Raw genomic sequence first — 26,028 nt, 5'->3', positions numbered from 1 at the left:
CTAGCGCAGATCGACGCGCTGGGCGCCCGCCGGGGACAGGCACAGCAGCTGCGCGCGCGGCGGATGCGCGGCGGCATCCCAGTCGCTGAGCACGAGGCGGCGCAGGCCGCCGCCGAGGTCGTGGTCGGCGGGGCGGTGCGTGTGGCCGTGGATCAGCGTGCGTGCGTTGCCACGCGCGAGCCAGTCGCGCGCCGCATCGGCATCGACGTCGGCCCAGACCACCGAGGGATCGCGCTTGCGGTCCTCGCTCTGCACGCGCATCGCGCGCGCGAGGGCGCGGCGCTCGGCGAGCGGGCGCGCGAGAAAGGCCGATTGCCACTCGGGCGTGCGCACCTGGGCGCGAAAGCGCAGGTAGTCGGTGTCGTCCAGGCACAGCGCGTCGCCATGGCTCAGCAGCCAGCGTTCGCCGTGCAGCACCAGCACCGTGGGATCGTCGAGCAGCGTGAGACCGCTTCGGGCCGCGAGCGCGGCGCCGACGAGGAAGTCGCGGTTGCCGTGCATGAAGAACACCGGCAGCCGCGCGGCCGTGCGGCGCAGCAGCTCGGCGCACTGGGCCTCGAAGCCCGGCTCGTCGGCCGCGTCGTCGCCGACCCAGACCTCGAACAGGTCGCCGAGGATCACCAGCGCGTCGGCCGGCGTGGTCTCGAGATAGCCGCGCCAGGCCTCGAAGGTGGCGGGCTCGCCGGCCTGCAGGTGCAGGTCGGAGATCAGGTCGACGGTGCGCCAGGAGGCAGGCGCCACCAGTTCCGCGAAGGCCGCGGGTGCAGTGGCTGCCATGCTCATGCCGCCGCCGGCCCTGTCGTCATTCGCCGACGACGACGGCCTTCTCGATCACGACGTCCTCGAGCGGCACGTCGTCATGGAAGCCCTTGCGGCCGGTCTTCACGGCCTTGATCTTGTCGACCACCTCGGTGCCCTTGACCACCTTGCCGAACACGGCGTAGCCCCAGCCCTGGGCCGAGGGGGCGGTGTGGTTGAGGAAGCCGTTGTCGGCCACGTTGATGAAGAACTGGGCGGTGGCCGAGTGCGGCGCGCTGGTGCGGGCCATCGCCACGGTATAGACCGCGTTCTTCAGGCCGTTGTTGGCCTCGTTCTCGATCTCCGCGCCGGTGGGCTTCTGCTTCATGCCAGGCTCGAAGCCGCCGCCTTGAACCATGAAGCCGGGGATCACGCGGTGGAACACCGTGTTGTCGTAGTGGCCCTTCTTCACGTACTCGATGAAGTTGGCGGTCGACTTCGGCGCCTTCTCGGCGTCGAGTTCGAGCGTGATCACGCCGAGGTTTTGGATGTGCAGGTCGACTTGGGGATTGCTCATGCTGGATGCTCCTTGAAAGAGGTGGGGCTGGCTTACTTCGCCAGGGTGGCGGACTGGATCACGACCGGCGTGACCGGCACGTTCTGCATGCCGTTCTTGTTGCCGGTGGCGACGCCGCGGATCTTGTCGACCACGTCGGTGCCCGCCACCACCTTGCCGAACACCGTGTAGCCGTAGCCGTCGGGGTTGGGGGCGTTGAGCGAGTCGTTGTTCTTCACGTTGATGAAGAACTGCGAGGTGGCCGAGTTCGGGTTGCCGGTGCGCGCCATGGCGATCGTGTACTTGTCGTTCTTCAGGCCGTTGCTCGCCTCGAGCGGGATCGGCGCGCGCGTGGGCTTCTGCTGCAGGTCGGCCGTGAAGCCGCCGCCCTGGATCATGAAGCCGTCGATCACGCGGTGGAACACGGTGCCGTCGTAGTGCTTGTCCTTGACGTACTGCAGGAAGTTCTCGACCGTCTTCGGCGCCTTGGCCGCATCGAGCTCGACCACGATGTCGCCGGCCGAGGTCGCGAGCTTCACGCGCTGCTGCGCCTGGGCATGGCCCGCGGCGGCGAAGGCGAGGGTGGCCGCGAACACGAGGGCGCCGCGGCGGCTGAAACGGGAGAGGGCTTGGATCGTCAAGGAAAGAGCTCCGTGTCCGAGGGATGAAAAAGATGAAGGCTGGCCGTGGGAGCGCGAGCCTGCGAAAAACGTTCCGGCGCGAGGCCGCGTTTCGACGGCGGCTCGCGTCGCCTACTTGCTGGTGCGGCCCACCGGCTTGCGCACCACGGGCGCGGCGCCGGGCAGCGCGGCCGCGTCGGCTTCGGCCTTCGGCGTGAAGATCTGGCGGATCAGTTCGAGCTTCGGCGCGACGCTGGTGTTGGTGGTCGCGAAGCGCTGCGCCTTGGTGTAGGACTGGGCGGCGAGGCGCGCATACACGTCGCCGAGGTTCTCCTCGGCCGTGGCGTAGTTGGGGTTGAGCTTGAGCGCGGTCTCGAGCGCATCGCGCGCCTTGTCGAACTGGCTCTGCGAGGCATAGAGCGCCGCGAGGTTGTTGTAGGGCTCGGGCAGTTCGGGGAAGTCCTGCGTGAGCTGGGTGAAGGTCTTGACGGCCTCGTCCTTCTTGCCCTGCTCGGTGAGGATCACGCCGCGCAGGAAGCGCATCTGCGGATCGCGCGGCTTGCCGGCGATGTAGGTGTCGGCCTTGGCCAGCGCCTCGTTCGATTTGCCCTGGCGCAGCAGCAGGTTGACGTCGTCGTAGTCGTTGGCCTGGGCCGCGGAGGCCCACAGGCCGAACAGCAGGGCGATGGCGATCGAAAGTCTGGGAAACACGGCGTTCTTCATGAAGCCTCTGCAAAAGTGCGGCACGAATGCCGCGGAATTGGGGGCGGGGTGGAGCCGGGTCGGGAGCAAGCCTTGCGCTGCGCAAGGGCTCGAAAACACCCGGAAGAAGACTCGGCGGCAGCCGTTTATACTGCCCGGCATTGTAGCCGAGGGCCCCTGTCCAGCCGCCTCGTCGCCACAGCCCCATCACCCCTGAAAACACCGTCGTTCGCCCGCATCGCACGAGCGCGACACGACGCTTTCCGAATCTCATGAGTCTGCGCATCTACAACACGCTTTCGCGTGAACTGGAGGAGTTCTCCCCTTTGCTGCCCGGTCAGGTGCGCATGTACGTCTGCGGCATGACGGTCTACGACTTCTGCCATCTGGGCCATGCGCGCTCGATGATCGCCTTCGACGTGGTGCAGCGCTGGCTCAAGACCAGCGGCTTCGCCGTGACCTACGTGCGCAACATCACCGACATCGACGACAAGATCATCCGCCGCGCGGTCGAGAATGGCGAGAGCATCCGTTCGCTGACCGACCGCATGATCGACGCGCTGCACGAGGATGCCGATGCGCTTGGCATCGAGCGCCCCACGCACGAGCCGCGCGCCACCGAGTTCATTCCGCAGATGCTCGCGATGATCGGCACGCTCGAGCAGAAGGGCCTGGCCTATCGCGCGCCCAACGGCGACGTGAACTACGCGGTGCGCAAGTTTCCCGGCTACGGCAAGCTCAGCGGCAAGTCGCTCGACGAGCTGCATGCGGGCGAGCGCGTGGCCGTGCTCGACGGCAAGGACGATCCGCTCGACCCGGTGCTCTGGAAGAGCGCCAAGCCCAGCGAGCCCGACGAGGTGAAGTGGGCCAGCGAGTTCGGGCCCGGCCGCCCGGGCTGGCACATCGAGTGCTCGGCCATGGCCTGCGACCTGCTGGGCGAACGCTTCGACATCCACGGCGGCGGCGCCGACCTGCAGTTCCCGCACCACGAGAACGAGATCGCGCAATCCGAGGGCGCGACCGGCCAGGCGCCGTTCGCGCGCACCTGGATGCACAACGGCTTCATCAACGTCGACGACGAGAAGATGTCCAAGAGCCTGGGCAACTTCTTCCTGATCCGCGACGTGCTCGAGAAGTACGACGCCGAGACCATCCGCTTCTTCGTCGCGCGCACGCACTACCGCAGCCCGCTGAACTACAGCAACGTGCATCTCGACGATGCACGCAACTCGCTCAAGCGCCTCTACACCGCGCTCGACGCGGTGGCGCCCGCGAACGTGGCGATCGACTGGACACAATCGCACGCGGCGCGCTTCAAGGCCGCGATGGACGAGGACTTCGGCACGCCCGAGGCGATCGCCGTGCTGTTCGAGCTCGCGGGCGAGGTCAACCGCACGCGCTCGGCCGAGGTCGCGGGCCTGCTCAAGGCGCTGGGCGGCGTGCTCGGCCTGCTGCAGGGCAGCCCGCAGGCCTTCCTGCAGGCGGGCAGCGCGCTCGACGACGCGGCCATCCAGGTGCTGATCGCACAGCGTGCCGATGCCAAGGCCGCGAAGAACTTCGCCGAGGCCGACCGCATCCGCAAGGAGTTGCTCGACCAGGGCATCGTGCTCAAGGACTCGCCCACCGGCACCACCTGGGCCGTTGCCCAGTGAACGGAACGACCAATCCCATGCCCACCCTGCCCAAGACGAGCGTCGAGATCATCACGCCGGACTATTGGGAGGAGGCCTGCAGGCATCTGTCCAAGAAAGACCGCGTGATGAAGCGGTTGATTCCGCAGTTCGGCGACGCCTGCCTCGAATCGCATGGCGACGCCTTCGTCACGCTGGCGCGCAGCATCGTCGGGCAGCAGATCTCGGTGAAGGCCGCGCAGTCGGTCTGGGACCGCTTCGCCGCGCTGCCGCGCAAGCTCACGCCGCGCAACGTGCTCAAGCTCAAGGTCGACGACATGCGCGCGGCCGGCCTGTCGGTGCGCAAGATCGACTACCTGGTCGACCTCGCGCTGCATTTCGACTCGGGCAAGGTGCACGTCGATGCCTGGAAGGACATGGCCGACGAGCTGATCATCGAAGAGCTCGTCGCCATCCGCGGCATCGGGCGCTGGACTGCCGAGATGTTCCTGATCTTCCACCTGATGCGGCCCAACGTGCTGCCCGTGGACGACCTGGGGCTGCTCAACGGCATCAGCGTCAACTATTTTTCGGGCGACCCCGTCAGCCGCAGCGATGCCCGCGACGTGGCCGTGGCCTGGGCCCCGTATTGCAGCGTGGCGACTTGGTATATTTGGCGCTCTCTCGACCCGGCGCCGGTCGTCGCATACTGAAAAACAGGAGAAGACGTTGGCGAAACGAACCTTCCTAGACTTCGAGCAACCCATCGCGGAGCTCGAAACCAAGATCGAAGAATTGCGCTATGTGCAGACCGAATCCGCGGTCGACATCTCGGAAGAAATCGATCAGCTCGGCAAAAAGAGCCAGCAACTCACCAAGGACATCTACAGCGACCTGACGCCCTGGCAGATCACCAAGATCGCGCGGCATCCGGAACGCCCCTACACGCTCGACTACGTCCACGAGATCTTCACCGACTTCGTCGAACTGCACGGCGACCGCCACTTCTCGGACGACCTCTCGATCGTCGGCGGCCTCGCGCGCTTCAACGGCACGCCCTGCATGGTGCTCGGCCACCAGAAGGGCCGCGACACCAAGGAGCGCACCGCGCGCAACTTCGGCATGAGCAAGCCCGAGGGCTACCGCAAGGCGCTGCGCCTCATGAAGACGGCCGAGAAGTTCAAGCTGCCGGTCTTCACCTTCGTCGACACGCCCGGTGCCTATCCCGGCATCGACGCCGAGGAGCGCGGCCAGTCCGAGGCCATCGGCCGCAACATCTTCGAGATGGCGCAGCTCGAGGTGCCGATCATCGTGACCATCATCGGCGAGGGCGGCTCCGGCGGCGCGCTGGCGATCTCGGTCGGCGACCAGGTGCTGATGCTGCAGTACTCCGTGTATTCGGTGATCAGCCCAGAAGGCTGCGCCTCGATCCTCTGGAAGACCAGCGAGAAGGCGCAGGAAGCCGCCGACGCGCTCGGCATCACCGCGCACCGCCTCAAGGCCCTGGGCCTGGTCGACAAGATCGTGAGCGAGCCGGTCGGCGGCGCGCACCGCGACCATCGCCAGATGTCCGCCTTCCTCAAGCGCGCGCTCAACGATGCGTTCCGCCAGGTCAGCGACTTGAAGCCGCGCGAACTGCTCGACCGCCGCTACGAGCGCCTCCAGAGCTACGGCCGCTTCACCGACACCAAGGCCGACGCCGGCCGCTGAGCCGGCCGACGCAGCTTTCATGACCGCCGCCTTCGAACGGGCCCTGGCCGCGTTCGAGCCGGCGCATCTGCCGCTGGCCGTGGGCTTCAGCGGCGGGGCCGATTCCACCGCACTGCTGGCGGCCTGCGCCGCGCGCTGGCCGGGCCAGGTGCGTGCCTTGCACGTGCATCACGGCCTGCAGTCGGCGGCCGACGATTTCGAACGCCATTGCCGCGCGGTCTGCGAGCGGCTCGGCGTGCCCGCGAGCGCGCGGCGCGTCGATGCGCGCCATGCGGCCGGCGACAGCCCCGAGGATGCGGCGCGGCGCGCGCGCTACGAGGCCCTGGCCGCGATGGCGAGCGAGCAGGGCGTGCGCGCCATCGCGCTGGGCCATCACGCCGACGACCAGGTCGAGACCCTGCTGCTGGCGCTGTCGCGCGGCGCGGGGCTGCCGGGTCTTTCGGCCATGCCCGCGCATGCGCTGCGCGGCGGCATCGACTTCCATCGGCCGCTGCTCGCGGTGCCTGGCAGCGAGATCCGCGCATGGCTCGAGGCCACCGGGCTGCCGTGGATCGAGGATCCGACGAACACCGACGCGCGCTTCACGCGCAACCGCATCCGCGCCGTGCTGCTGCCCGCGCTGGCCGAGGCCTTCCCGCAGTTCCGCGGCACCTTCGCGCGCAGTGCCGGCCATGCGGCGCAGGCGCAGCAACTGCTCGACGAGGTCGCGGCGCAGGATCTGGAGACCGTCGGCGAGCCGCCGCGGATCGCCGCGCTGCAGGCGTTGTCGCGTGCCCGGCAGGCCAACGTATTGCGCCATTGGCTCGCGCGCGTGCACGGTCGCGCACCGAGCGCGGCGCAGCTCGACCAGTTGCTCGACCAGGTCCGCGCCTGCACCACGCGCGGCCACCGGATCCACCTCAAGGTGGCCGACGGTTTCGCCGAACGCAGGGGGGATCGGCTGCATTGGTACAATGCCCCGCCCTCGCCACCAGCCTCGCGCTGACAGCCTGCGGGGCGCCGCCTTCGCCGCATGCGCCGCATATGGTTGAAGCGCGGGATTTTTCTTCTCTCAGAATTCACCCATGGCATTGATCGTTCACAAATACGGCGGCACGTCGATGGGCTCGACCGAGCGCATCCGCAATGTCGCCAAGCGCGTCGCCAAGTGGGCGCGCGCCGGCCACCAGATGATCGTGGTCCCGAGTGCCATGAGCGGCGAAACCAATCGCCTGCTCGGCCTGGCGAAAGAGCTCGCGCCCAGCAAACCGGCCGAGGCGCACAACCGCGAACTCGACATGCTCGCCTCCACGGGCGAGCAGGCCTCGTCGGCGCTGCTGGCGATCGCGCTGCAGGCCGAGGGCGTGGAGGCCGTGAGCTACGCGGGCTGGCAGGTGTCGGTGCGCACCGACAGCTCCTACACCAAGGCCCGCATCGAGAGCATCGACGATGCCCGCGTGCGCGCCGACCTCGCGGTCGGCCGCGTGGTCGTCATCACCGGCTTCCAGGGCGTGGACGATGCCGGCAACATCACGACGCTGGGCCGCGGCGGCAGCGACACCTCGGCGGTGGCGATCGCGGCCGCGATGAAGGCCAACGAGTGCCTGATCTACACCGACGTCGACGGCGTCTACACCACCGACCCGCGCGTCGAGCCCGATGCGCGCCGCCTCTCGACCGTGAGCTTCGAGGAGATGCTCGAGATGGCGAGCCTGGGCTCCAAGGTGCTGCAGATCCGCTCGGTGGAATTCGCCGGCAAGTACAAGGTGCCGCTGCGCGTGCTGTCCAGCTTCACGCCCTGGGACATCGACATCAATGAAGAGGCCAAGTCCGGCACGCTGATCACTTTCGAGGAAGACGAAAACATGGAACAAGCCGTCGTATCCGGCATCGCTTTCAACCGCGACGAAGCCAAGATCTCGGTGCTCGGCGTGCCCGACAAGCCGGGCATCGCGTATCACATCCTCGGTGCGGTGGCCGACGCCAACATCGAGGTCGACGTGATCATCCAGAACCTCAGCAAGGACGGGAAGACCGACTTCAGCTTCACGGTGCACCGCAACGAGTACGCGCGCACCGTCGACCTGCTGCAGGCCAAGGTCATGCCTTCGCTGGGCGCGACCGAGATCGTCGGCGACACCAAGATCTGCAAGGTCAGCATCGTGGGCATCGGCATGCGCAGCCACGTGGGCGTGGCGAGCAAGATGTTCCGCGTGCTGAGCGAAGAGGGCATCAACATCCAGATGATTTCGACCAGCGAGATCAAGACCTCGGTCGTGATCGACGAAAAATATATGGAGTTGGCGGTGCGCGCGTTGCACAAAGCCTTCGATCTGGACCAACCAGCCGCCTGAGTGATGGCATAATCTCGGCTTCTTTCAGGAACTGTGACCGAGTGGCCGAAGGTGCTCCCCTGCTAAGGGAGTATGGGGTGTAGAGCCTCATCGAGGGTTCGAATCCCTCCGGTTCCGCCATATAGAGGCCCCGTTGATCTCAGGATCGGCGGGGCTTTCTTCTTTGTCCTCGGGAAACGCTGCCAGCATGGCTTTGAAGCCATCGGCGGCTTTTTTTTCGTCTGCGTTTTCCGATTGCTCTAGGTCCTCTGCCATCGCCGCCATGAATGCGCGCGCGGGGTCTTCGCCGGCTATTGCTCGGAGCTTGCCGCGTGTCCTCCACGTGCAGGGGCGCTCGCCCTTTCGCATCGCAATCAGGTTCGATGGGTTCATGTCCATCAATGCGGCTAGTCGTCGTAGGCCGCCGGCTACTGACGATGCTTTCTCAATAAGAATTTCCAATGAGGTAAGTGTTGTCATAAATGATTACGGCCCGCTAAGATGGTGTTGTCAAAAATGAGTACGTGCTCAATTTGACAACCATTTTAGGAGCGGCCAATGTCTCAAACCCAAATCTCTTTCGCTGCCTTCGCGCAGCGTCCCGTGTGCCCCCCTGCTGGTGAAAACGAGGCTGAGCCGGGCTTGGCCGCTCCCTCGGCCTCCGGCCAGCAGGCGGGCACACCTCTGCCGTATGGCGGTCCTTGGGTGCCGCCTCGTCAGGTGTTTCATGACCTTCCGTCTCGGCCTGGGCGCAGGGATGACATGTTTGGGGACTGGCAGTTCTACGGGTTGCTCGATGCGCCTGACTTGATTCCCTGCGGCGCTCACAGTGGGTTTGAGTCGTGCGGTCAAGTGCTCGGCGATGCGTATGAATCTCGCCCGGGGAGGCACTCGTGACGTCCGCTGAGCGCTGGAAGCTGATCCGTCGCCGTGAGTTCTGGGTGCAGCGGAGGCTCTTTTGACGTCGCTGCGTCGCTTGCTCGTTGCGCGCTTCCTGAGTGCGCATCCGGCAGTCGATGTGGCTGTGCTTTCTCAAGGGCAATACACCATGCAATCCATCATTCAAATCCTCGTGGTCAACACCAAAGAGGGCAAGTCCAAAAAGACCGGGCAGGACTACAAGATTCCCGAGGCGCAGTGCGTGCTGATTAACGATGACGGCACCGTGGCTGCGGTCGGTGTGTTGGTCATTCCCAAGCAGTTGGAGGAGGTCGCGAAGCCGGGCACCTACACGGGTGCATTCGCGCTCGAAGCCGGCTCCTACGGCGAGAACCAAGGTCGGATCATCGCGAAGCTCGTGGGCCTCACGCCGTTGCCGGTCAAGGGTCGCTCGGCTCAACCGGCGCCGTCTGCATCGTGATGGATGCGTTCCTCCTCGTGGTGGCTGTGTTCTGCGTGGCGCTGGAAGTTGCCATGTGGGTTGATGCTGCTGCGCGCCGTGGGGAGCGTATCTACGTCGCTCGGCATCGTGACCATTCCAAGGTGCCTCGCATTCGTTGGGAGGAGGGGGTGTGATGGATGTGATGACTTCGTGTCCCGATCTCGCCCGGCTTATTGCGGATTTGTTCGTCTACGGTGGGTTGTGGGGCGGTGGCGCAGTGGTCTTGGGCATTGCTGTTGCTGACGGGCTCTATGACGTTGCAAAGCTGGTTGCGGGTCGTTTGATGGCACGGCGTGTTGCTGCGGTTTCGTTCGGCGAGCGTGTGCGCATGCTGGAGGCGCGTGAGGAACAGGCCGCTGTCTTTCGTCGGCGTATCCGTGAGCGGATTGCTCGTGAGGATCGGCGGCATCGGGAGGATTTTTGATGGTCGACGCTGTTGAGCCGGCCAGCATGGTCCTCCTCGCATATGCGTTTGCGTCGTGGTGTGGTTGGTTCGGTGCGGCTGTGCTCTTGTACTACTTCGTGAGGTACATGGTTCGTTTTGCGCATGTGTATCTCGATGACGGCTGGTTCTTCGCTCGTCGCCATCTGTTGCATGCGCTGGGTTGTCTCTACGGTTTTGGCCTGGGTGTCAGTCTCGGGCTTGGGTGGCGTTGATGTACTGCGTTAAGGCTGAGACGGTCGTGATCAACGGTACAGCCCTCGACGTGGTCGTCGCTGACCCGGCTTGCACTACACGCCACATAGTTGCAACAAGAGAGGAAATCGGAGGTTTGGCGAACCTCATTCAACCGCTGACGGCCCATGAGGCGGGGCAGTTGAGTACCGCAGTGTGGGGCCTGTTGATCCTGGCCTTCGCGCTCGGTTTGGTGATTCGGTTCGTGTGGACGTCTCGCTCTAACGCGTGACGTGACGGACGGTGAAAGCGTAGCCGGTTGTGGGGCATCGTTGTGAAACGCCCTCCATCTCCGGGTGCGCTGTTGCACCGTCACGGAGGTCCACATGGACAAGAAGAAGCTGACCCGAAAGGGTCTGGTTGCGGCGGCTGTTTTGGCTGCTGCGGGTGGCGCGATGGCGCAGTCGACGGGTATCGACGTTTCGGTGGTGACCACCGGCATCGATCAGGCGAAGACGGCCATTACCACGGTGGGTGGCGCCCTGATCGGTCTGGCCGTGGTCGTGATGACCTATCGCTGGATCAAGGGCTTCGTTGCGGGCGGCTAAGCCCTGACTTGGGCCGGGGGCAGAAATGTCCCCGGTTTTTTCATGCCCGAAATGCTTGATTACTCAAACAATATCGTGATGTTGGTTGGTGTCGTTGCCCTCTGGCTCATGCTTACGACTGCGGGGATGCGATGAGGCATTTTTTGCTTGTCTGTTGTGCCTTGTTGTCGTTGTTCACCGGCGCGGCACGGGCCATCATTCCGGCCACTTCGGGTCAAGAGTATTGGCTCTCGCAAGGCAATGTGTCGGCTACTGATACCCAGGCTTTGTGTGCTGCCTGGATGGCCTGGCGGGCGGTCAATTTCCAGAATTACGCGACTGTCTACGACCTGTACAACCCGCGTGTGGTGGATGTGGGGGTCGCGGGGCCGTATGGTGCGTGCCTGCACTCTAAGAAGCAAAAGAGTAATGGGTCGGTTGGTTCTGACGATAAGTCCTCGGCGATACAAGTGCGCACCGCACTGCAGTGTCCGTCTAACAGTTCGTTGAATGGGTCCCAGTGTGTTTGCGCCTCTGGTTATCAGGAGAACGCCGCGCATACAGCTTGTGAGTTGATCCCGAATGACTGTCAGGCGAAGGCTGGTCAGGCTGATGGGAGCTGGAAATATGACGGTGGTTATGGTCCCGCACCGAACGGATTGAACAGTGAGATTTGCAAGCAAGGTAGTGGTGCGCGATGCATCGTGAAGGTGACGGATCCCACGTGTAAGCAGGTTCGTTTGCAGGGGGTGGGTAACCCGTACTGGATGTGCAGTGGGACGGCGTACTACACCGGTGGGTGGGGGATGGGTGCCTCGTGTGACAGGTCTTCGTCTGCCAACGGTGATGGTGGGAGCACGCCTACCCTCCCCCCCATCACTGTTGAGCCTCCTCCTGACAACATCCCTCCCGGCGGTGCTGCGCCAACTACGTGCCCGCCTGGGACGTTCGATGGGACGGTCAACGGGCAGCATGTGTGTGCAGAAAACGTTGACACGCCCGGGGCGTCCAAGAGTCCGCAATCGGGTCAGGAGGTGAAGCAGAACCCGGATGGGAGTACCACGACGACGAGCACCAGTGGCACGACGGTGTGTACCAATGGCTCGTGCACTACGACCAACAACACGACGACCAATATTCAAGGCAACCCCAATAGCACCTGTCCGCCAGGTACTACGCCGAGTGGTCCCAATGGTTCGGCGTCTAGCTGTACGGGCACTACTTCAGGGAGCACGACGAAGGCGCAAAGTGCCTTTTGTCAGGAGAATCCTAAGAGCGCGCAATGCGATGGCGAGAGTGCCTTCTCTGGTTCGTGTGCTGGTGGGTTCATTTGCAAGGGGGATGCTGTCCAGTGTGCGATGGCGCAAGAACAGCATCGTGCGCGTTGTGACTATGAGAAGTGGGATGCGCCCTGGAAGCAAAACGGTATCAAGGACATACAGGCCTCGGGGGACATTTCCAAAGAGTTCTATGTGAACGATGGGTCAAGTGGGAACAGTGCATGGACGTCTTGGCTTGGCTCTACGTCGGTTACTGCTGCTTGTCCTGCTGGATTTCCCATGCAGTTGTTGGGTGAACAGTACACCTTGTCGTTGCAACCGCTCTGCGATGTCGGTGAGGGTGCTCGCCCTGTCGTTATCGCAGTTGCGTTGCTTTTGGCTTTGCGGACGTTTCTGTCCGTTGTCACCCGAGACTGAGGTACACCATGCCTTTTCTAGTCGGCATCATCATGACTGCCCTTACTGGGGTGGTGGGTCAGGTCCTTATGCGTGTGTTGACCGGCCTGGGTATCGCCTTTGTGAGCTATCAAGGGCTCAATGAGGCGTTCACTATGGCCTCGAACATGATCAACGCGTCGTTCTCTGGTGCTCCTGCGAACGTGCTCGCGATTTTCAAAATCATGGGTATCTATACCGCCGTGCAGATTTATCTTGCATCGTGGGGTAGCGCCATCGCCGTGAAGCTGTCGTTTCGTGTGCTGAGGTTCAAGAAATGAGTAACCTCCTGATCACTGGGTTGCCTGGTGCGGGCAAGACCTTGCGTGCTTTGCTCGAGGCGGATCGGTTGTCCAGTGAAGGGCATCAGGTCTATGTGGCGAACGTGCGTGGGTTGAAGCGTGACGATTGGAAGGTGTGCGACCCCAAGGACTGGATGAGCTTGCCGGATGGGTCGGTCGTCTACGTCGACGAGGTGCAGGACTTTTTTCCGATGCGCTCGCCGTCGCACCCGGTCCCTGAGGCAGTCCAGCGACTAGACAAGCATCGGCATCGCGGGTTCATCTTCATCTTCACCTGCCAGTACCCTAAGCAAATTGATTTCGCCCTGCGGGCGTTCGTGGATCGTCATATCCATCTGCGTCGGACCTTCGGTCTTCCGAATTCCGTGGCTATGGAGCTCAACCGGTGTATCGATATCGATGACAAGGGCGATTTGAACAAGTCGATCAAGACGACGTTCACGTATCCCAAGCATGTCTATGGCTGGTATGAGTCGGCCACGTCCCACAACATGAAGGTTCGCATTCCTGCCAAGGTGCTCGCCTTCCCGGTCCTCGTCATTGGTTTCCTCGGCCTTTGCTGGTTCGGTTATCAGCAGATTTCGGGGTTTGGGGAGAAAGTGTCTGGCGTTGCCAACCCGCTGAATCCCAAGCCGCTTGGGTCGCAGGTTGCGAGTGGGTTAGTGGGTGGAGATCAGGGCAACCCGCTGTCACAGATTCCGTCTGGTGCTGCCGCGCGTGACGTGTCCAGTTTCAAGGCTTATCAACCGAGGGTGGATGGTTTGGCTTTCACGGCCCCGCGGTACGACGACGTGTCGAAGCCTGTCCGTGCGCCCTACCCTGCAGCGTGTGTGTATGCGGCCGTGGCGGTGCGTGAGGGTGCGCGCAAGGGGTGTAGGTGCTACACGCAACAGGGCACGCCCTATCCGGTGTCGGAGTCCATGTGTAAAGACTTTGCCGCGAATGGCTTCTTCTTGGATTTCGAGCCTGACGGTCGCCAAGGGGGCGCCGATCCGCGAGAACGGCCCCAGGCGCGGTTAACCGGTGGTGGTGGGGGTGGAGGTGCGCCTGCGGTCTTCGAGGCGCCAGTGCCGGTGCAGCAAGTTGCGTCAAAGTTTGGAGGGTCGGGTCGATGAGTCAGGAAATCACGATCAAGGGCTTGGAGCGGTTTACTTTCTGGTGGGCGGTCGTCGGCACCTTGGCCATAGGGGTGGTTGGTTTGGTCGCCATGCTGCACTGGTTGGTGCTTGCTGTGGCCTCGTTGCTCGGTGTGGCCCTTCCTGAGTGTTTCCAGTGGGGCTATTCGTATTGGTTCTGGGAGGGCCTGTCCGTCTTGGCGGGTGCGGTGTTCGCGTTCGGCCTGGTGGCGGCGGCGGTGGGGTCCTTGTGCGTCGCGCTGGGCACTTCGGATGGTGGGGGCGTCGATCCTGCTGAGCGGAGGTCGGGGGGGATGGGGGGACGCCCCCATGGTGGCCCTTCCCCTGCCCTGGGCCCTGTGAGTCGTCGCTGTCGCCTCCCGAGGGCGCGGGAAGGCCGCAGGCCGCGCGCCCGGGGCCGCGCGTAGCGCGGCCGTAATTTATTAAAAGAACACATTACGACCGACACATGCAAACAGCGGTCGGTCGAGGTAGTGCAAGAGGTTTGAAGTAGGGCCGAAGGCCCAAAAGAAAGTCCCGGCGTAGCTGGCAGGCCACCCGGGACAGATACCGCAACGATTCGAGGACTGCGATATGAGCGCGATGGTACAGCGTCGGGGGTTTTGGTGCGAGAAGATTCGTGATGGGGTCACGGTGCGTGTCCAGCGTTTTGAGAATGGACAGGCGGAGACGCTCATACAGCCTCGTTACCTGTACATCCCTGCCACAAGTGATCCTGACAACCCGGATGCTCATGTGGTCGAGGTCGACCAGTCGGGTACTTTGCTTGGGGCGCAGCAGGCGGAGGAACGTGCGAAGCGTGCGCGCTGGAAGTCTGGCCAGCGCGCGAAGCGGAACTGTCGCTGGAAAATTAAGCAGGCCGGCTTTAACGAGTTGCTAACCCTTACATACAGGGCGAATCAAGAAGATTTGGCTCTCTGTCGCAAGCACTTTGCGGCTTGGCTTCGGAAGATGCGCAAGGCTCTCCCTGGCTTTCGTGGGGTGTGGGGTTTCGAGCGGCAGGAGCGCGGCGCGTGGCATGTCCATGTGGCTTGCGATAGGCTTCCGAGGCTCATGCAGTTTCGAGGGGCTAAGGTCGTGAGCTGGAAGGTCGGGACGGCCTTGTGGCGCGATGTTGTAGGCCCGAACAATGGCCTGTGCTTCGTTGGTGGCCGTGATGGTCGATTCAATCGTTACTGTAGCCCTGCCAAGATAGCCGGCTACGTCTCGAAGTACCTCACGAAAGATTACGAGAACGGTGAGTTCGGTGCTCGTATGTGGGACAGTAGTCGTGACTTGACGCCGCCAAAGGCTGTGACGATGGAATTTCCTGGTGTGAGCTTGGCTGAGGCTATCGGCATGTCGTGGACGTTGCCGGAGGGGCATACAGTAGTGCAACACATGTGCAATAAGCTCAACACGGTGTGGCTCCTCTACAGTGAGCCTGACCCGTTATCGAAGCGAACCACTGAGGCCTCGATGGTCGATGCTGCCGCACACCGATATGCACAGTACGCTGCATTGGCTAAACAGGGTGGTTTTGCCTATCGTAATACTGCATCTTAGTTGCACTTTGAGGGTGTTGTTACTTGTGTAGCGGTTCCTGGTTGTAGGGGGTGTTTTTTTCCTTCCTCTTTGATTTCTTTGATGGTGCACTCTGAGTTGCGTATCTGTGGCGCCATCGGTTTTTTGGGGTCGTACCAGCTGGTGGCGGTTGCGTTGTCGCCCGGGGCGCAGGGGGCTACTGTCCAGTACTCGAATTTGTCTGCTCCCCTGCATTTGTGAAGAGGTAGTTTTTCTTGTGTTGCTGCGGTGGTTGCGCTTGCGGCTAGCAGTAGGACTATCGGTAGTTTTGTCATTTGGGGGGCATCCTTCTTTTGGGCGGCTGTTACTGCTCTCGTTTTGTTACATGTTGGGTCTCGATTCCGTACAGGGGTCGAGTTTCTCGCGACCTGTGCGGTTACATGTCCAACGTGAATTTCGTACAGGTGTTCTATGTTGATAGGGTATGCGCGGGTTTCCACGCGTGAGCAGGAGACGGATCTACAGCTTGATGCACTCAATAGGCACGGCTGTGAGGTTATTTTTCAGGAGAAAGCGAGTGGGGCGTCGCAGCGTGGACGGCCGGAGCTAGCGCGGTGTATCGCTTCTGTCCAGCGTGGGGATGTGCTGGTGGTCTATAAGATCGATCGGGTGGCTCGGAGCCTGTTCGATCTATTGGACATTCTTCGTAGGCTTGAGAAAGTTGGGGCTACGATAAAAAGTATTACTGAACCGTTGGACACGACGAACAGCATGGGTGTGTTCATGGTGCAGATTCTTGGGGCGGTTGCTCAATTGGAACGGTCGATGATCCGGGAGCGGTCCATAGCCGGGCAGATAGCTGCTCGGGAGCGTGGTAGGGAGCCTGGGCGTGTTCGTAGTTTGGCTCCCGATTGTGAGGCTGCGTTGGTTTTACGCTACAAGCAGGGTGGGGTGACCTATCGGGAGTTGGCTTCGGAGTATGGGGTTTCGTTGCATGTTGCTAAGCGTGCTGTGTATCGTGTGACCAAAGGTGGTGAGTACCTGAAGCGTTCTAAGGTGTAGCGAAAATATCCGGTTCCGCCAAGACCCGTGCCGAGGACGCAAGTCCAAGGACGGAAAAGCCCAGAAGCATCGCTGCTTCTGGGCTTTTTTCTTGGCCGCTCGGAATGCGCTCTGGGTGGCGCTTCCTTCTTTTCGTTCCTTCGCGGCCTGACAGCATGGCGGCGGCATTGCATGGCCGCCCGATCGTTTCGCCTACTGCCCGTGCACCGACACCTGCGACTCGGGCATGGCAGGCACGCCCGCCGGCATCGTGTCCACCAGCCGCACTTCCAGCGGATCGCAGGGCGCGCCGTTCTGGCGGCCGTCGAAGCGCACGCGGATGTGCGAATGGGTCGCGCCGGTGATGGTGCCCAGGCGTCCGTCGCAGAACACGCGGCTGCCGCGCTGGAACTGCAGGCCGAAACGATCGTTGATCTCCTTGAAGCTCATCAGTACCTCCTGTTGTCGATGGGCTGGAGCGATGGTCGGGTGATTTAACAAAGGTTGCCGTCAGTTACCTGATGTCTTTGGTTGTAGGCGGAGTCGTGCGCGTCACGAAGGTCAAAACCTTAGCGTCGCGCGGTCAAGCCTTGTGAATTGCGTCGGCCTGAAAGCCATCGGCGACGGCAATGAGGACGTGAAACCGTGAACTGTGAATCCGCAAGCGTGTGTTATTCACAAACCGTCCATGCAAAACGTAACTCGATTCTTCCTACCCATGCAGGGAGGAATTAACTTACGTAACTCGTCACACAAAAAAGGTACAGGGAGTGACAAACACATTGCAGGACAGCTTCGCCTGTCGCGTCAGCATGCCCATCGCCACGGCCGAGGAGCGATGTTTCCGCTACGTGCCGGCGGTCGCCATCTTTCGCCGGATTCCGCCGGAAATGCTCGATACCTGGCTGATGCCCGACGGAAAGGCCCGCGGCGACCGCGAGCTCGCGAGCGAGGTGCTGATCGAGGTGCGGCATGCGGGCGACGACAGCGGCGCCACGCCGCAGCGTTTCGATCTGTCGGAGGTGCTCGAGGTCGGGCGGGCCGCATCGCTGTTCGTCTCGACCTTTCTCTCGAGCCTGCCGCGGCCCTGAGCCGGAACGACAGCGGGCAGGCTGGCCCAAATCCAGTCGAAACATTGCCGAATTGCCAGCAAATCATTTCTGCTTTTGCGCAGAAAACGTGATTTTGTTCCGGCAAGAATGTTAACTTTTGTTGTCGATTTCGAGCCTGAGTCCTAAGATGGAGCGCACATGCACGCTCCCTCCCTCGTTCTCGAACTGCCGGATCACTGGACCGGCGCCTTCGAACCCACGATGAATGCCGACGGCTCCTGCGCCGGCGTGGCCGAGATCTTCCTGGACGGCGTTCCACGCTGCGCCCTGGTGATTTCCGAGCAGCCGACCTGGGACATCGCCTTCCAGCGCGCCCAGGCCAAGGCGGTCCAGTTCGTGCGCGCCTGGAACTGCAGCGCCGACTGAATCAGTCCGCCTTCGCGCCGGTCAGCTTCACCGCGTCGCCCCAGAACGCCATCTCGCTGCGGATGAAGGCCGCGAACTCCTCGGGCGTCCCGCCCTGCGGTTCGCTCGCGTTGTCGCGCATCGCCTGGCGCACCTCCTCGGTCTGCAGCGCCTTGTTCGCGGCCTCGTTGAGCCTGCGGATCACCTCGCGCGGCGTATGGGCCGGCGCCACCAGGCCACCCCACGAATAGATGCCGAAGCCCGGCAGGCCCGACTCGGCGATGGTCGGCACCTCGGGCAGCACCGCCGAGCGCGCCGTGGCCGCCACCGCGATCGGCCGCACCTTGCCGGCCCTGATCAGCGACTGCGAGGAGGAGATGTTGTCGAACATCACCTGCACGTCGCCCGACATCAGGTTCGACAGCGCGGGCCCGCTGCCCTTGTACGGCACGTGCAGCAGCTCGACCTGCGCGCGATGGGCGAACAGCGCGGTGGTCAGGTGGAAGGTGCTGCCCGGCCCGGCGCTCGCATAGGCCACGCGCCCGGGCCTGGCCCTGGCCTGCGCGATCAGCTCGCCGACGGTCTTCGCGGGAAAGTCGTTGTTCGCGATCAGCACCATGGTGGTCTTGCCCACGCGCATGATCGGCGCGAAGTCCTTCACCGGGTCGTAGGGCAGGCGCGCGAACAGGTTCGGGTTGATGCCGTGCACCGTGCTCGTGGTGTACATGATCGTGTAGCCGTCGGCCGGCGCGCGCGCGACGAACTCGGCGCCGATGTTGCCCGAGGCACCGGGCTTGTTCTCGACCACCACCGGCTGGCCGAGGATCCTGCCCATCTGGTTGGCGAGCAGCCGTGCCGTGATGTCGGTGGCGCCGCCGGGCGTGAAGCCGGCCACCAGCTTGATCGGGCGCGTGGGGAAGCTGTCGGCCTGGGCGCTGGCCGGCAGCGGGAGCGCCGCCGCCAGCAAGGCCAGGAGCGCGCCGCGGCGCGAGGCGTCTGCGTTCATGAGGAGGTCTCCCCGCTCAGGCGCGGGCCACGCCCACGCCCAGCCCGCCGTCGACCATCAGCGCGTGCGCGTTGACGTAGCTCGATTCGTTCGAGATCAGGTAGAGGCAGCCGTAGGCCACCTCCCAGCCCGTGCCCTGGCGGCCGAAGGGCACGGCCGCCGCGCGGCCCGGCCGCCGGCGCGAGGCGTCGCGGCCCATGGGCGTGTCCATCAGGCCCGGCAGCAGCGCATTGCAGCGGATGCCGCGCGGCTCGCCAGCCACCGCGATGGCGCGCGCCAGCGCCACCTGCGCGGCCTTCGAGGATTCGTAGGCCGGGTTGCGCCCGCTGTTGCGCACCGCGGCCAGCGAGGACATCAGCACGATGGCCGAGCCCGGCGCCATGAGCTCGAGCGCCGCCTGACTGAACAGCATGTGGCTGCGCACGTTGACGGCGTACTCCTCGTCCCAGTCGGCCGCCGTCTGGCGGTCCAGCGGCAGGGCGCGCGAGATGCCGACGTTGAGCACCAGCCCGTCGAGCCCGCCCAGGCGCTCGGCGCAGCGCCGCACCAGCGGCGCGATGGCCGCGGCATCGCGCACGTCGGCGACCTCGGCGAAGGCCCGGCCGCCCTCGCGCTCGACCAGCGCGCAGGTCTGCTCGACCGCGGGCCGCGACATGTCGACGCAGGCCAGGCTCGCGCCCTCGCGCGCGAACAGCAGCGAGATCGCGCGGCCGTTGCCCACGGGCGGCTGTTCCTCGGGGATGTCGCGCTGGCCGGCGCCGATCACGAGCACGCGGCGGCCCTGCAGGCGGCCGCGGCCCGGCGAGCGGCCCAGCGTTTCGTCGTGCATCTGGAGGCGGGGGTCGAGTTCCTGGGGAGCGAGGTTCATGGTGCTGAAGGAAGAAGTTGTTCGGGGAAAGGGCGGGAAGGGCGGCCGTTCACTCGACCGTGCCGGGCGGCTCGATGTCGACCTCGAAGTTCTCGAGGAAGCGGCTCACCAGCATGTAGAAGCCGATCACCAGCGTGAGCTCGGCGACTCCGCCGGGCGTGAGCCGTTCGCACAGCGCCTCGAACATCGCGTCGGGCGCCTTCACGTGCAGCAGTACCTGGTCGGTGTAGGCCAGCACCATGCGTTCGGTCTCGTCGAGCGCGGCGGTGTCGGCGCCTTTCTCGAGCGCGGCGATCTTGTCCTCGGCCAGGCCGACGCGGCGCGCCACGCGCTTGTGCTGGTGCACCTCGTAGCTCGCGCCACTGAGGATGCCCACGCGCAGGATCGCGATCTCGCGCAGCTTCGCGTCGATCCGGTTGTCGCGCAGGATCGCGCCGCCCAGCGCGAGGAAGCCCTCGGCCGCCTTGCCCGCGTGCGGCAGCATGCGGTAGAGGTTGAGCGGCGGGCGCGAGGCGATCAGCCGGGTGTAGGAGTCGGGTGCCTGCGCGAGGTCGAAGTAGGGGATGCGGGCCATGGTGTGTCCGTTGGTGGTTGGAGGAATGGGGCGGCTCAGCGGTCGAGCCAGATCGCGCGCGTGCGGATCACGCTGTTGAGCATCGGCGGCACGTCCCGGACCTTGGGGCTCGCCACCGCGTAATAGGTGACGCGGATCGGGATCAGCTGGAACGCCTCGTCCGACACGATCTGCGCGACCTCGCAGTACATGGCCTTGCGCTTGCCCTTGTCGGTCTCGGCGCGCGCCTTGGCGAGGATCGCGTCGACCTTCGCGGTGTCGTGGCGGCTCACGGGCGCGCCGTTCTCGCCGCCGAAGTAATAGGCCAGCGCCACGTCGGGCTCGCCCACGATGTCGCTGAAGCGCCAGACGTCCATCTGGTAGTCGCCGCTCAGGCCCACGCGCACGTTCTGGCTCTGCTCGACCAGCCGGATCTCGGCCTCCATGCCGGCCTCCTTCACGAACTGCTGCACCATGCCGGCCTGGCGCCGGCCCGCGGGCGTGTTGGTCGACACCAGCTGGAACTTGATCGGCTTGCCCACCGAGGCCACCAGCGCGCGCGCCTTGGCGAGGTCGTAGCCGCGCCAGTTCAGCTTCGGGCAGTGCCATTCCGAGTTCGAGCCCAGCAGGTCGGTGGTGGCGACCGTGGTGCCGAGGAAGAAGGTGTCGAGCATCGCCTTGCTGTTGAAGGCATGCACCACGGCCGCGCGCACGCGCTGGTCATTGAAGGGCTCCTTCGATGCATTGAAGTTCCACGAGATCGCGCCCGAGCCCTGGTACTCGTGCACCTTGAGCTGCGGGTCCTTCTTCGCGTCGAGCACGTGGTTCGCGGTGTCCATGCGGCCGATGTCGACCTGGCCCGACTTGATGCTCTGGTAGCGCGTGTTGCCGTCGGGCAGCACGCGGTAGACCAGCCGGTCGAGGTAGGGCAGCTTCGGGTCCCAGTAATCGGGGTTGCGCTCCATCACGATGCGGTCGCCGGCCTGCCATTCCTTGAACACGAAGGGCCCGGTGCCGACCGGCTTGCGATGGAAGCCCTCGGGATCGGCCTTGATCGCGGCCGGCGAGCCGAAGAAGTTGACGAGGTTCTCCGACGCCAGCGCCGACTGCAGCGCCGACCACGGCTGCTTCAGCACGAAGCGCACCGTCAGGTCGTCGACCTTCTCCACCGTCTTGACCGGCGCGATGATCGACAGGTTGATGCCGCTCTCGGGTGCCATCAGCCAGGCGTAGTGCGCCACCACCGCGTCGGCGTCGAAGGGCGTGCCGTCGTGGAACCTGACCTTCGGGCGCAGCTTCACGGTCGCACTCAGGCGGTCGGGCGCCTCGGCGAAGCTCAGGCCCAGCCGCGGCACGATCTGCTTGCCCTCGAACACGAACAGCGTCTCCATCACCGAGGAGGCCGGCGCGCTGGTGTTCTGGTTGAAGATCTTGGCCTTCGCGGCATTGAAGCCGCTGAACTCGGCCTCCATGCCGAGCGTGAGCGTGCCGCCCTTCTTCTGCGCGTGGGCGCAGGGGACGAGCAGGGCGGTGCCGAGCAGGCCGGCGGCGCACAGCGCGGCGATGCGAGAGACGGGAGCGGAGTGCTTCATGCGGTGATTTCCTCGGGTTCCAGGGGGGCGACAGCGGCGGGCGGCGGCACCGCCACCGAGAACGGAAAGTGGCACGCGACCTCCCGCCCGTCGGGCAGGCGCGCGAGCGGCGGCGCGGCGGCCGCGCAGGCGGCCTGCGCGCCCGGGCAGCGGGTGCGGAAGCGGCAGCCCGCGGGCAGCGCCATCGGCGAGGGCATCTCGCCGCGCAGCGCGATGCGCCGCGGCTGCAGGCCCGGATCGGCGCGCGGCACCGCGCTCAGCAACGCCGCGGTGTAGGGATGGGCCGGACGCTCGAGCACCTCCCGCGCGGGGCCGATCTCGCAGATCGCGCCGAGGAACATCACGGCCACGCGGTCGGCCACGTTGCGCACCACCGCGAGGTCGTGCGAGATGAACAGCATGCTCAGGCCGAGCCGGCCGCGCAGCGCATTGAGCAGGTTGAGCACCTGCGCGCGCACCGACACGTCGAGCGCCGACACCGGCTCGTCGCACACCAGCAGCACCGGCTCGAGGATCAGGGCGCGCGCGATCGAGATGCGCTGGCACTGGCCGCCCGAGAACTCGTGCGGATAGCGCCCGAGCACGCTCTCGCTGTCCAGGCCCACGATCTCGAGCGTCTCGCGGATGCGCCGGGCGCTCGCGGCCGGATCGAACAGGCCGTTCACGCGCAGCGGGAATTCGAGGATCTCGCGCACCGTGCGCTGCGGGTTCAGCGAGGAGATCGGGTCCTGGAAGACCATCTGGAAGCGGCGGCGCAGCCGCTGCAGCGCGCGCGCATCGAGCCGCGCGAGCGGCTGGCCCTCGAGCGCGATCGCGCCGCCGGCCAGCGGCGCGAGCTGCATCACGGCCTTGGCGACCGAGGACTTGCCGCAACCCGACTCGCCGACCAGCGCCAGCGTCTCGCCGTGCGCGATCTCGAAGCCCACGCGGTCGACGGCGCGCATGGCCTGCCGGCCGGCCAGCGGATAGACCACCTCGAGGTCCCGCACCGCGAGCACCGGTGCCGTCGATGGATCGATGCCGTTCATGCCGCGTGCTCCAGCGGACGCCAGCAGCGACAGGCCCGGTCGCCGCGCCCATCGACGGCTTCGAGCGCGGGCCGCAGCGCCTCGCAATGCGCGCTGCGCCGGTCGCAGCGCGGTGCATAGCGGCAGCCGCCGGCGAGCGAGTGCACGGCGGGCGGCCGGCCGCCGATGGTGTGCAGCGCGGCATGCGGCGGATCGTCGAGCCGCGGGATCGAGCGCAGCAGGTCGCGCGTGTAGGGCATGCGCGGCGCGTCGAAGAGCGCGGCGGTCGGTGCCTGCTCGACGACCTGGCCCGCGTACATCACGGCGATGTCGTCGGCATGGCCGGCCGCCACGCCGAGGTCGTGGGTGACGAGGATCATGGTCATGCGGTGCTCGCGCTGCAGCCGGCGCAGCAGGTCGAGGATCTCGGCCTGCACCGTCACGTCGAGCGCCGTGGTGGGTTCGTCGGCGATCAGCAGCTCGGGTTCGCAGGCGATCGCCATCGCGATCACCACGCGCTGGCGCATGCCGCCCGAGAGCTCGTGCGGCAGCTGCCGCAGGCGGCGCTCGGGCGAGCCGATGCCGACCTGCGCGAGCAGCGCGACGGCGCGCGCCTCGGCCTCGTGGCGCGTGAGCCGCAGGTGCTGGCGCATGCCCTCGGCGAGCTGCGCGCCGATCGGCCGCACCGGGTTCAGCGCCGTCATCGGGTCCTGGAACACCATCGCGATGCGCCGCCCGCGCACCGCCTGCATGGCGGCGCGGTCCAGCCGCAGCAGGTCGCGGCCGTCGAACAGGATCCGCGCTTCGGGCGAGGTCGTCGCGGCGGGACCGAGCAGCCGCAGGATCGAGCGCGAGAGCACCGACTTGCCCGAGCCCGATTCGCCGACGATCGCCAGGGTGCGCGAGCGCGCCACCGCGAGCGAGACGTCGTCGAGCGCGTGCAGCGTGCCGCGCGGGGTCTGGAACCGCACGCCGAGCCGGCTCACCTGGAGCAGGGTGTCGTTCATCGCAGACCTCCGCGCCCGCCGCCGCGGCGCTGCCGCAGGCCGTCGCCGAGCAGGTTCAGGCTCAGCACGGTGAGGAACATCGCGGCCGCGGGGATCAGGCTCGCATGCGGCACGCGCTCCAGCGATTCGCGGCCCTCGGCGATCATGCCGCCCCAGCTCGGCGTGGGCGGCGGCACGCCGACGCCGAGGAAGCTCAGCGAGCCCTCCGCGACGATCATCACCGACATGATGGTGAGCGCGTAGGTCAGGAGCGACATGCGCATGTTCGGCAGGATCTCGCGCAGCATGATCTGCAGGTCGCTCGCGCCCGCGGTGCGCGCGGCCAGCACGAACTCGCGGCCGATCAGCGGCAGCGCGTTGGCGCGCGCGATGCGCGCGAAGGCGGGGATCGACATCACGCCGAGCGCCAGCGTCACGTTCTGCACCGAGGGCCCGAGCACCACCGTGAGGCCGAGCGCGAACACCAGGCTCGGAAAGGCCAGCATGGCATCGAGCAGCGCGAGGATCGCGGTGCGCAGCGGCCCGCCGTACCAGGCCGCGAGCAGGCCCAGCGCCGAGCCGAACACCAGCCCGATCAGCGGCGCGACCAGGCTCACGGCGAGCGACACGCGCGCGCCATGCGCGAGCCGCGAGAGGATGTCGCGGCCATCGAGATCCGCCCCCAGCAGGTGGGCAGCGCTCGGGCCCTGCTCGGCGGCCGCGAAGTCCATGTCGGTGGGCGAGGGCAGCGGCAGCCAGTCGGCCGCGATGGCGCAGCCCAGCACCAGCAGCAGCCAGGCGCAAGGCAGGCCCAGGCGCAGCACGCCGCGCAGCCCGATGCGGCGCTTCGGCACGGCGGCGGCGGCCTGCGCCGGCGCGGCGGGCAGCGATTCAGCGTGCATGGCGCTCTCCCACGCGAGGGTCGAGCAGCGCGTAGGCCGCGTCGACCGCCAGGTTCACGAGCACGAAGGCCACGCCGATGAACAGCACCACGCCCTGCAGGGTGACGAAGTCGCGCTTCGTGATGGCCTCGATCAGCAGCCGGCCCACGCCGGGCAGCGCGAACAGCGTCTCGATGATCACGGCGCCGCCGATCAGGTGGCCGACGTTGATGCCCATCACCGTGATCAGGCTGAAGGAGGAGGGCCGCAGCGCATGCCGCACCAGGATCTGCAGGTCCGAGAGCCCCTTGGCGCGCGCGACGGTGATGAACTCCTCGCGCAGCGTGCTGGCGATGTCGCTGCGCAGCAGCCGCAGGTAGATCGGCGCCTCGACCAGCGCCAGCGTGAGCGCGGGCAGCGCCAGCGAGCGCAGGCTCGCGAGGGGATCGCTCGCGAAGGGCACGTAGCCGGTGGCCGGGAACCAGCGCAGCCAGATCGCGAACAGCAGGATCAGCAGCAGGCCCAGCACGAAATGCGGCACCGCGAGCACGCCGAAGGCGGCGCTCGAGATCGCGCGGTCGGCCGTGCCGCCCGCGCGGTAGCCGGCCCAGATGCCCAGCGGCAGCGCCAGCGCCAGGGCGATCAACTGCGCCAGGAGCATCAGCTGAATCGACACCGGCAGCCGGTGCGCGATCGCCTGCGACACCGCTTCGCCGCTCAGCGGCGAGGTGCCCAGGTCGCCCTGCAGCGCGTTGCCGAGCCAGCCGAGGAAGCGCAGGTGCATCGGCTGGTCGAGGCCGAGCTCGCGCTGCAGCCGCGCGATCTCCTCGGGGCGTGCGTTGTCGCTGAGCATGGCGTCGATCACGTTGCCCGGCAGCAGCTCGAGCATCAGGAAGGTCGCGATGCTCAGCAGCGCCACCACCAGCAGCACATGGCCGGCGCGGCGCGCGAGGGCCGGCACCGCATTCCCGGTGCCCGCGGCCTCGATGAATCGTTTCACCGCAGCGCGCGGCGAAGGGCATGGGGGCGCGTGGCCTGAGGGGCGCAAGGCTTGTCTCCTGAATCGTTTCATCGCTGGCGCCAAAAAAAAAGCGCGAGCAGTGTTTTCTTCGGCGGAATCCGGCGGTGAACGCCGGTCGTAAGAATTAT

30 protein-coding genes and 1 tRNA gene are annotated in these 26,028 nt (G+C 65.5%); 17 read left to right on the top strand and 14 right to left on the bottom strand.

Features of this window, described 5'->3' with window-relative positions; translation table 11 throughout:
• From AC1HIL_RS22840 to AC1HIL_RS22825, 4 genes are all read right to left on the bottom strand, one after another.
• On the bottom strand, window positions 1-777 hold the full coding sequence (locus AC1HIL_RS22840; RefSeq protein ID WP_057594492.1) for a UDP-2,3-diacylglucosamine diphosphatase: 777 nt from the start codon (window positions 775-777) through the stop codon (window positions 1-3).
• Between the two features lie 25 nt (window positions 778-802).
• Entirely contained in the window at window positions 803-1,315 is a 513-nt protein-coding gene (locus AC1HIL_RS22835; RefSeq protein WP_057594469.1) for a peptidylprolyl isomerase, read from the bottom strand.
• 32 nt (window positions 1,316-1,347) lie between these two features.
• Window positions 1,348-1,935, bottom strand: a complete 588-nt coding sequence (locus tag AC1HIL_RS22830) for a peptidylprolyl isomerase (RefSeq protein WP_082321896.1) — start codon at window positions 1,933-1,935, stop codon at window positions 1,348-1,350.
• Window positions 1,936-2,046: 111 nt separating this feature from the next.
• Window positions 2,047-2,637 carry a tetratricopeptide repeat protein gene (locus tag AC1HIL_RS22825; protein WP_057594467.1) on the bottom strand — a complete coding sequence of 197 codons (591 nt, stop codon included), beginning with the start codon at window positions 2,635-2,637 and terminating at the stop codon, window positions 2,047-2,049.
• Between the two features lie 251 nt (window positions 2,638-2,888).
• On the opposite strand from AC1HIL_RS22825, the gene cysS reads away from it, so the two are divergent.
• From cysS to AC1HIL_RS22795, 6 genes are all read left to right on the top strand, one after another.
• Window positions 2,889-4,268, top strand: coding sequence for a cysteine--tRNA ligase (cysS, locus tag AC1HIL_RS22820; protein ID WP_413763218.1), 1,380 nt, complete (start codon window positions 2,889-2,891; stop codon window positions 4,266-4,268).
• Window positions 4,269-4,285: 17 nt separating this feature from the next.
• The gene (locus AC1HIL_RS22815) at window positions 4,286-4,939 is read left to right on the top strand and encodes a DNA-3-methyladenine glycosylase family protein (protein WP_057594465.1); all 654 of its coding nucleotides are present in this window, start codon (window positions 4,286-4,288) and stop codon (window positions 4,937-4,939) included.
• A gap of 16 nt (window positions 4,940-4,955) precedes the next feature.
• The gene (locus tag AC1HIL_RS22810; RefSeq protein ID WP_057594464.1) at window positions 4,956-5,936 is read left to right on the top strand and encodes an acetyl-CoA carboxylase carboxyltransferase subunit alpha; all 981 of its coding nucleotides are present in this window, start codon (window positions 4,956-4,958) and stop codon (window positions 5,934-5,936) included.
• Window positions 5,937-5,955: 19 nt separating this feature from the next.
• The gene (gene tilS, locus AC1HIL_RS22805) at window positions 5,956-6,921 is read left to right on the top strand and encodes a tRNA lysidine(34) synthetase TilS (RefSeq protein ID WP_479670060.1); all 966 of its coding nucleotides are present in this window, start codon (window positions 5,956-5,958) and stop codon (window positions 6,919-6,921) included.
• 79 nt (window positions 6,922-7,000) lie between these two features.
• The gene (locus AC1HIL_RS22800) at window positions 7,001-8,269 is read left to right on the top strand and encodes an aspartate kinase (protein WP_057594462.1); all 1,269 of its coding nucleotides are present in this window, start codon (window positions 7,001-7,003) and stop codon (window positions 8,267-8,269) included.
• 27 nt (window positions 8,270-8,296) lie between these two features.
• Window positions 8,297-8,389 (top strand) — tRNA-Ser (locus tag AC1HIL_RS22795).
• Here AC1HIL_RS22795 and AC1HIL_RS22790 read toward each other — a convergent pair.
• Entirely contained in the window at window positions 8,357-8,641 is a 285-nt protein-coding gene (locus tag AC1HIL_RS22790) for a hypothetical protein (RefSeq protein ID WP_479670059.1), read from the bottom strand. The two genes, AC1HIL_RS22795 and AC1HIL_RS22790, sit on opposite strands and share 33 nt — an antisense overlap.
• 655 nt (window positions 8,642-9,296) lie before the next feature.
• Here AC1HIL_RS22790 and AC1HIL_RS22785 point away from each other — a divergent pair.
• The 9 genes from AC1HIL_RS22785 to AC1HIL_RS22745 all read left to right on the top strand — a co-directional run bounded on the left by AC1HIL_RS22785 (window position 9,297) and on the right by AC1HIL_RS22745 (window position 16,550).
• Complete coding sequence (locus tag AC1HIL_RS22785) at window positions 9,297-9,608, top strand: hypothetical protein (RefSeq protein WP_479670058.1); 312 nt, start codon at window positions 9,297-9,299, stop codon at window positions 9,606-9,608.
• 154 nt (window positions 9,609-9,762) lie between these two features.
• Complete coding sequence (locus AC1HIL_RS22780; protein WP_479670057.1) at window positions 9,763-10,053, top strand: hypothetical protein; 291 nt, start codon at window positions 9,763-9,765, stop codon at window positions 10,051-10,053.
• Window positions 10,053-10,286 (top strand): hypothetical protein, encoded by a 234-nt coding sequence (locus tag AC1HIL_RS22775; RefSeq protein WP_479672777.1) that lies wholly within the window; start codon window positions 10,053-10,055, stop codon window positions 10,284-10,286. The genes AC1HIL_RS22780 and AC1HIL_RS22775 overlap by 1 nt, the downstream gene beginning before the upstream one ends.
• A gap of 345 nt (window positions 10,287-10,631) precedes the next feature.
• Window positions 10,632-10,853, top strand: coding sequence for a major capsid protein (locus AC1HIL_RS22770; RefSeq protein WP_479670056.1), 222 nt, complete (start codon window positions 10,632-10,634; stop codon window positions 10,851-10,853).
• A gap of 131 nt (window positions 10,854-10,984) precedes the next feature.
• Window positions 10,985-12,529: a virulence factor TspB C-terminal domain-related protein gene (locus AC1HIL_RS22765; protein WP_479670055.1), complete on the top strand. Its 1,545-nt coding sequence runs from the start codon at window positions 10,985-10,987 to the stop codon at window positions 12,527-12,529.
• Window positions 12,530-12,537: 8 nt separating this feature from the next.
• Window positions 12,538-12,828, top strand: a complete 291-nt coding sequence (locus AC1HIL_RS22760; protein ID WP_479670054.1) for a DUF2523 family protein — start codon at window positions 12,538-12,540, stop codon at window positions 12,826-12,828.
• Window positions 12,825-13,964 (top strand): zonular occludens toxin domain-containing protein, encoded by a 1,140-nt coding sequence (locus AC1HIL_RS22755; protein ID WP_479670053.1) that lies wholly within the window; start codon window positions 12,825-12,827, stop codon window positions 13,962-13,964. Before AC1HIL_RS22760 ends, AC1HIL_RS22755 begins: the two co-directional genes overlap by 4 nt.
• 594 nt (window positions 13,965-14,558) lie before the next feature.
• Window positions 14,559-15,530: a rolling circle replication-associated protein gene (locus AC1HIL_RS22750; protein WP_479670052.1), complete on the top strand. Its 972-nt coding sequence runs from the start codon at window positions 14,559-14,561 to the stop codon at window positions 15,528-15,530.
• A 429-nt stretch (window positions 15,531-15,959) separates the two neighbouring features.
• Window positions 15,960-16,550, top strand: coding sequence for a recombinase family protein (locus AC1HIL_RS22745; protein ID WP_479670051.1), 591 nt, complete (start codon window positions 15,960-15,962; stop codon window positions 16,548-16,550).
• Between the two features lie 192 nt (window positions 16,551-16,742).
• Here AC1HIL_RS22745 and AC1HIL_RS22740 read toward each other — a convergent pair whose 3' ends face one another.
• Window positions 16,743-16,979, bottom strand: a complete 237-nt coding sequence (locus AC1HIL_RS22740; RefSeq protein WP_057594461.1) for a hypothetical protein — start codon at window positions 16,977-16,979, stop codon at window positions 16,743-16,745.
• A 320-nt stretch (window positions 16,980-17,299) separates the two neighbouring features.
• Between AC1HIL_RS22740 and AC1HIL_RS22735 the strand changes: the two genes are divergently transcribed.
• Both AC1HIL_RS22735 and AC1HIL_RS22730 read left to right on the top strand, forming a co-directional pair.
• Window positions 17,300-17,620, top strand: coding sequence for a hypothetical protein (locus AC1HIL_RS22735; RefSeq protein WP_296725272.1), 321 nt, complete (start codon window positions 17,300-17,302; stop codon window positions 17,618-17,620).
• Window positions 17,621-17,779: 159 nt separating this feature from the next.
• The gene (locus tag AC1HIL_RS22730) at window positions 17,780-18,007 is read left to right on the top strand and encodes a hypothetical protein (protein WP_057594459.1); all 228 of its coding nucleotides are present in this window, start codon (window positions 17,780-17,782) and stop codon (window positions 18,005-18,007) included.
• 1 nt (window position 18,008) lies between these two features.
• On the opposite strand, the gene AC1HIL_RS22725 is transcribed toward AC1HIL_RS22730, so the two are convergent.
• Genes AC1HIL_RS22725 through AC1HIL_RS22690 form a run of 8 tightly spaced genes read right to left on the bottom strand, consistent with a single transcriptional unit; the run spans window position 18,009 to window position 25,879 of the window.
• Complete coding sequence (locus AC1HIL_RS22725) at window positions 18,009-18,992, bottom strand: Bug family tripartite tricarboxylate transporter substrate binding protein (RefSeq protein WP_064262298.1); 984 nt, start codon at window positions 18,990-18,992, stop codon at window positions 18,009-18,011.
• Window positions 18,993-19,008: 16 nt separating this feature from the next.
• Window positions 19,009-19,860, bottom strand: coding sequence for an SDR family NAD(P)-dependent oxidoreductase (locus tag AC1HIL_RS22720; RefSeq protein WP_479670050.1), 852 nt, complete (start codon window positions 19,858-19,860; stop codon window positions 19,009-19,011).
• A gap of 49 nt (window positions 19,861-19,909) precedes the next feature.
• Window positions 19,910-20,434: a carboxymuconolactone decarboxylase family protein gene (locus AC1HIL_RS22715; protein WP_261212786.1), complete on the bottom strand. Its 525-nt coding sequence runs from the start codon at window positions 20,432-20,434 to the stop codon at window positions 19,910-19,912.
• A gap of 35 nt (window positions 20,435-20,469) precedes the next feature.
• Window positions 20,470-22,005: an ABC transporter substrate-binding protein gene (locus tag AC1HIL_RS22710; RefSeq protein ID WP_422096743.1), complete on the bottom strand. Its 1,536-nt coding sequence runs from the start codon at window positions 22,003-22,005 to the stop codon at window positions 20,470-20,472.
• A complete protein-coding gene (locus tag AC1HIL_RS22705) occupies window positions 22,002-23,033 on the bottom strand; it encodes an oligopeptide/dipeptide ABC transporter ATP-binding protein (RefSeq protein ID WP_479670049.1) in 1,032 nt (343 codons plus the stop codon). Before AC1HIL_RS22705 ends, AC1HIL_RS22710 begins: the two co-directional genes overlap by 4 nt.
• Entirely contained in the window at window positions 23,030-24,019 is a 990-nt protein-coding gene (locus AC1HIL_RS22700) for an ABC transporter ATP-binding protein (RefSeq protein WP_479670048.1), read from the bottom strand. Before AC1HIL_RS22700 ends, AC1HIL_RS22705 begins: the two co-directional genes overlap by 4 nt.
• On the bottom strand, window positions 24,016-24,900 hold the full coding sequence (locus AC1HIL_RS22695) for an ABC transporter permease (protein WP_479670047.1): 885 nt from the start codon (window positions 24,898-24,900) through the stop codon (window positions 24,016-24,018). The genes AC1HIL_RS22700 and AC1HIL_RS22695 overlap by 4 nt, the downstream gene beginning before the upstream one ends.
• A complete protein-coding gene (locus AC1HIL_RS22690) occupies window positions 24,890-25,879 on the bottom strand; it encodes an ABC transporter permease (RefSeq protein WP_261212778.1) in 990 nt (329 codons plus the stop codon). The genes AC1HIL_RS22695 and AC1HIL_RS22690 overlap by 11 nt, the downstream gene beginning before the upstream one ends.
• Window positions 25,880-26,028 lie beyond the last annotated feature (149 nt).

Source organism: Variovorax sp. ISS6, from assembly GCF_056523145.1.
The sequence above is the reverse complement of the archived record's forward strand: the minus strand, read 5'-3'. Positions and strand labels throughout refer to the sequence as shown.

Bases quoted from the DNA above. Each gene is read 5' to 3' on its own strand.
- AC1HIL_RS22840 (WP_057594492.1), bottom strand. From the start codon at position 777: ATGGCAGCCACTGCACCCGCGGCCTTCGCGGAACTGGTGGCGCCTGCC.
- AC1HIL_RS22835 (WP_057594469.1), bottom strand. From the start codon at position 1,315: ATGAGCAATCCCCAAGTCGACCTGCACATCCAAAACCTCGGCGTGATC.
- AC1HIL_RS22825 (WP_057594467.1), bottom strand. From the start codon at position 2,637: ATGAAGAACGCCGTGTTTCCCAGACTTTCGATCGCCATCGCCCTGCTG.
- cysS (WP_413763218.1), top strand. From the start codon at position 2,889: ATGAGTCTGCGCATCTACAACACGCTTTCGCGTGAACTGGAGGAGTTC.
- AC1HIL_RS22815 (WP_057594465.1), top strand. From the start codon at position 4,286: ATGCCCACCCTGCCCAAGACGAGCGTCGAGATCATCACGCCGGACTAT.
- tilS (WP_479670060.1), top strand. From the start codon at position 5,956: ATGACCGCCGCCTTCGAACGGGCCCTGGCCGCGTTCGAGCCGGCGCAT.
- AC1HIL_RS22800 (WP_057594462.1), top strand. From the start codon at position 7,001: ATGGCATTGATCGTTCACAAATACGGCGGCACGTCGATGGGCTCGACC.
- AC1HIL_RS22790 (WP_479670059.1), bottom strand. From the start codon at position 8,641: ATGAACCCATCGAACCTGATTGCGATGCGAAAGGGCGAGCGCCCCTGC.
- AC1HIL_RS22785 (WP_479670058.1), top strand. From the start codon at position 9,297: ATGCAATCCATCATTCAAATCCTCGTGGTCAACACCAAAGAGGGCAAG.
- AC1HIL_RS22780 (WP_479670057.1), top strand. From the start codon at position 9,763: ATGGATGTGATGACTTCGTGTCCCGATCTCGCCCGGCTTATTGCGGAT.
- AC1HIL_RS22775 (WP_479672777.1), top strand. From the start codon at position 10,053: ATGGTCGACGCTGTTGAGCCGGCCAGCATGGTCCTCCTCGCATATGCG.
- AC1HIL_RS22770 (WP_479670056.1), top strand. From the start codon at position 10,632: ATGGACAAGAAGAAGCTGACCCGAAAGGGTCTGGTTGCGGCGGCTGTT.
- AC1HIL_RS22765 (WP_479670055.1), top strand. From the start codon at position 10,985: ATGAGGCATTTTTTGCTTGTCTGTTGTGCCTTGTTGTCGTTGTTCACC.
- AC1HIL_RS22760 (WP_479670054.1), top strand. From the start codon at position 12,538: ATGCCTTTTCTAGTCGGCATCATCATGACTGCCCTTACTGGGGTGGTG.
- AC1HIL_RS22755 (WP_479670053.1), top strand. From the start codon at position 12,825: ATGAGTAACCTCCTGATCACTGGGTTGCCTGGTGCGGGCAAGACCTTG.
- AC1HIL_RS22750 (WP_479670052.1), top strand. From the start codon at position 14,559: ATGAGCGCGATGGTACAGCGTCGGGGGTTTTGGTGCGAGAAGATTCGT.
- AC1HIL_RS22745 (WP_479670051.1), top strand. From the start codon at position 15,960: ATGTTGATAGGGTATGCGCGGGTTTCCACGCGTGAGCAGGAGACGGAT.
- AC1HIL_RS22740 (WP_057594461.1), bottom strand. From the start codon at position 16,979: ATGAGCTTCAAGGAGATCAACGATCGTTTCGGCCTGCAGTTCCAGCGC.
- AC1HIL_RS22730 (WP_057594459.1), top strand. From the start codon at position 17,780: ATGCACGCTCCCTCCCTCGTTCTCGAACTGCCGGATCACTGGACCGGC.
- AC1HIL_RS22725 (WP_064262298.1), bottom strand. From the start codon at position 18,992: ATGAACGCAGACGCCTCGCGCCGCGGCGCGCTCCTGGCCTTGCTGGCG.
- AC1HIL_RS22720 (WP_479670050.1), bottom strand. From the start codon at position 19,860: ATGAACCTCGCTCCCCAGGAACTCGACCCCCGCCTCCAGATGCACGAC.
- AC1HIL_RS22715 (WP_261212786.1), bottom strand. From the start codon at position 20,434: ATGGCCCGCATCCCCTACTTCGACCTCGCGCAGGCACCCGACTCCTAC.
- AC1HIL_RS22710 (WP_422096743.1), bottom strand. From the start codon at position 22,005: ATGAAGCACTCCGCTCCCGTCTCTCGCATCGCCGCGCTGTGCGCCGCC.
- AC1HIL_RS22705 (WP_479670049.1), bottom strand. From the start codon at position 23,033: ATGAACGGCATCGATCCATCGACGGCACCGGTGCTCGCGGTGCGGGAC.
- AC1HIL_RS22700 (WP_479670048.1), bottom strand. From the start codon at position 24,019: ATGAACGACACCCTGCTCCAGGTGAGCCGGCTCGGCGTGCGGTTCCAG.
- AC1HIL_RS22695 (WP_479670047.1), bottom strand. From the start codon at position 24,900: ATGCACGCTGAATCGCTGCCCGCCGCGCCGGCGCAGGCCGCCGCCGCC.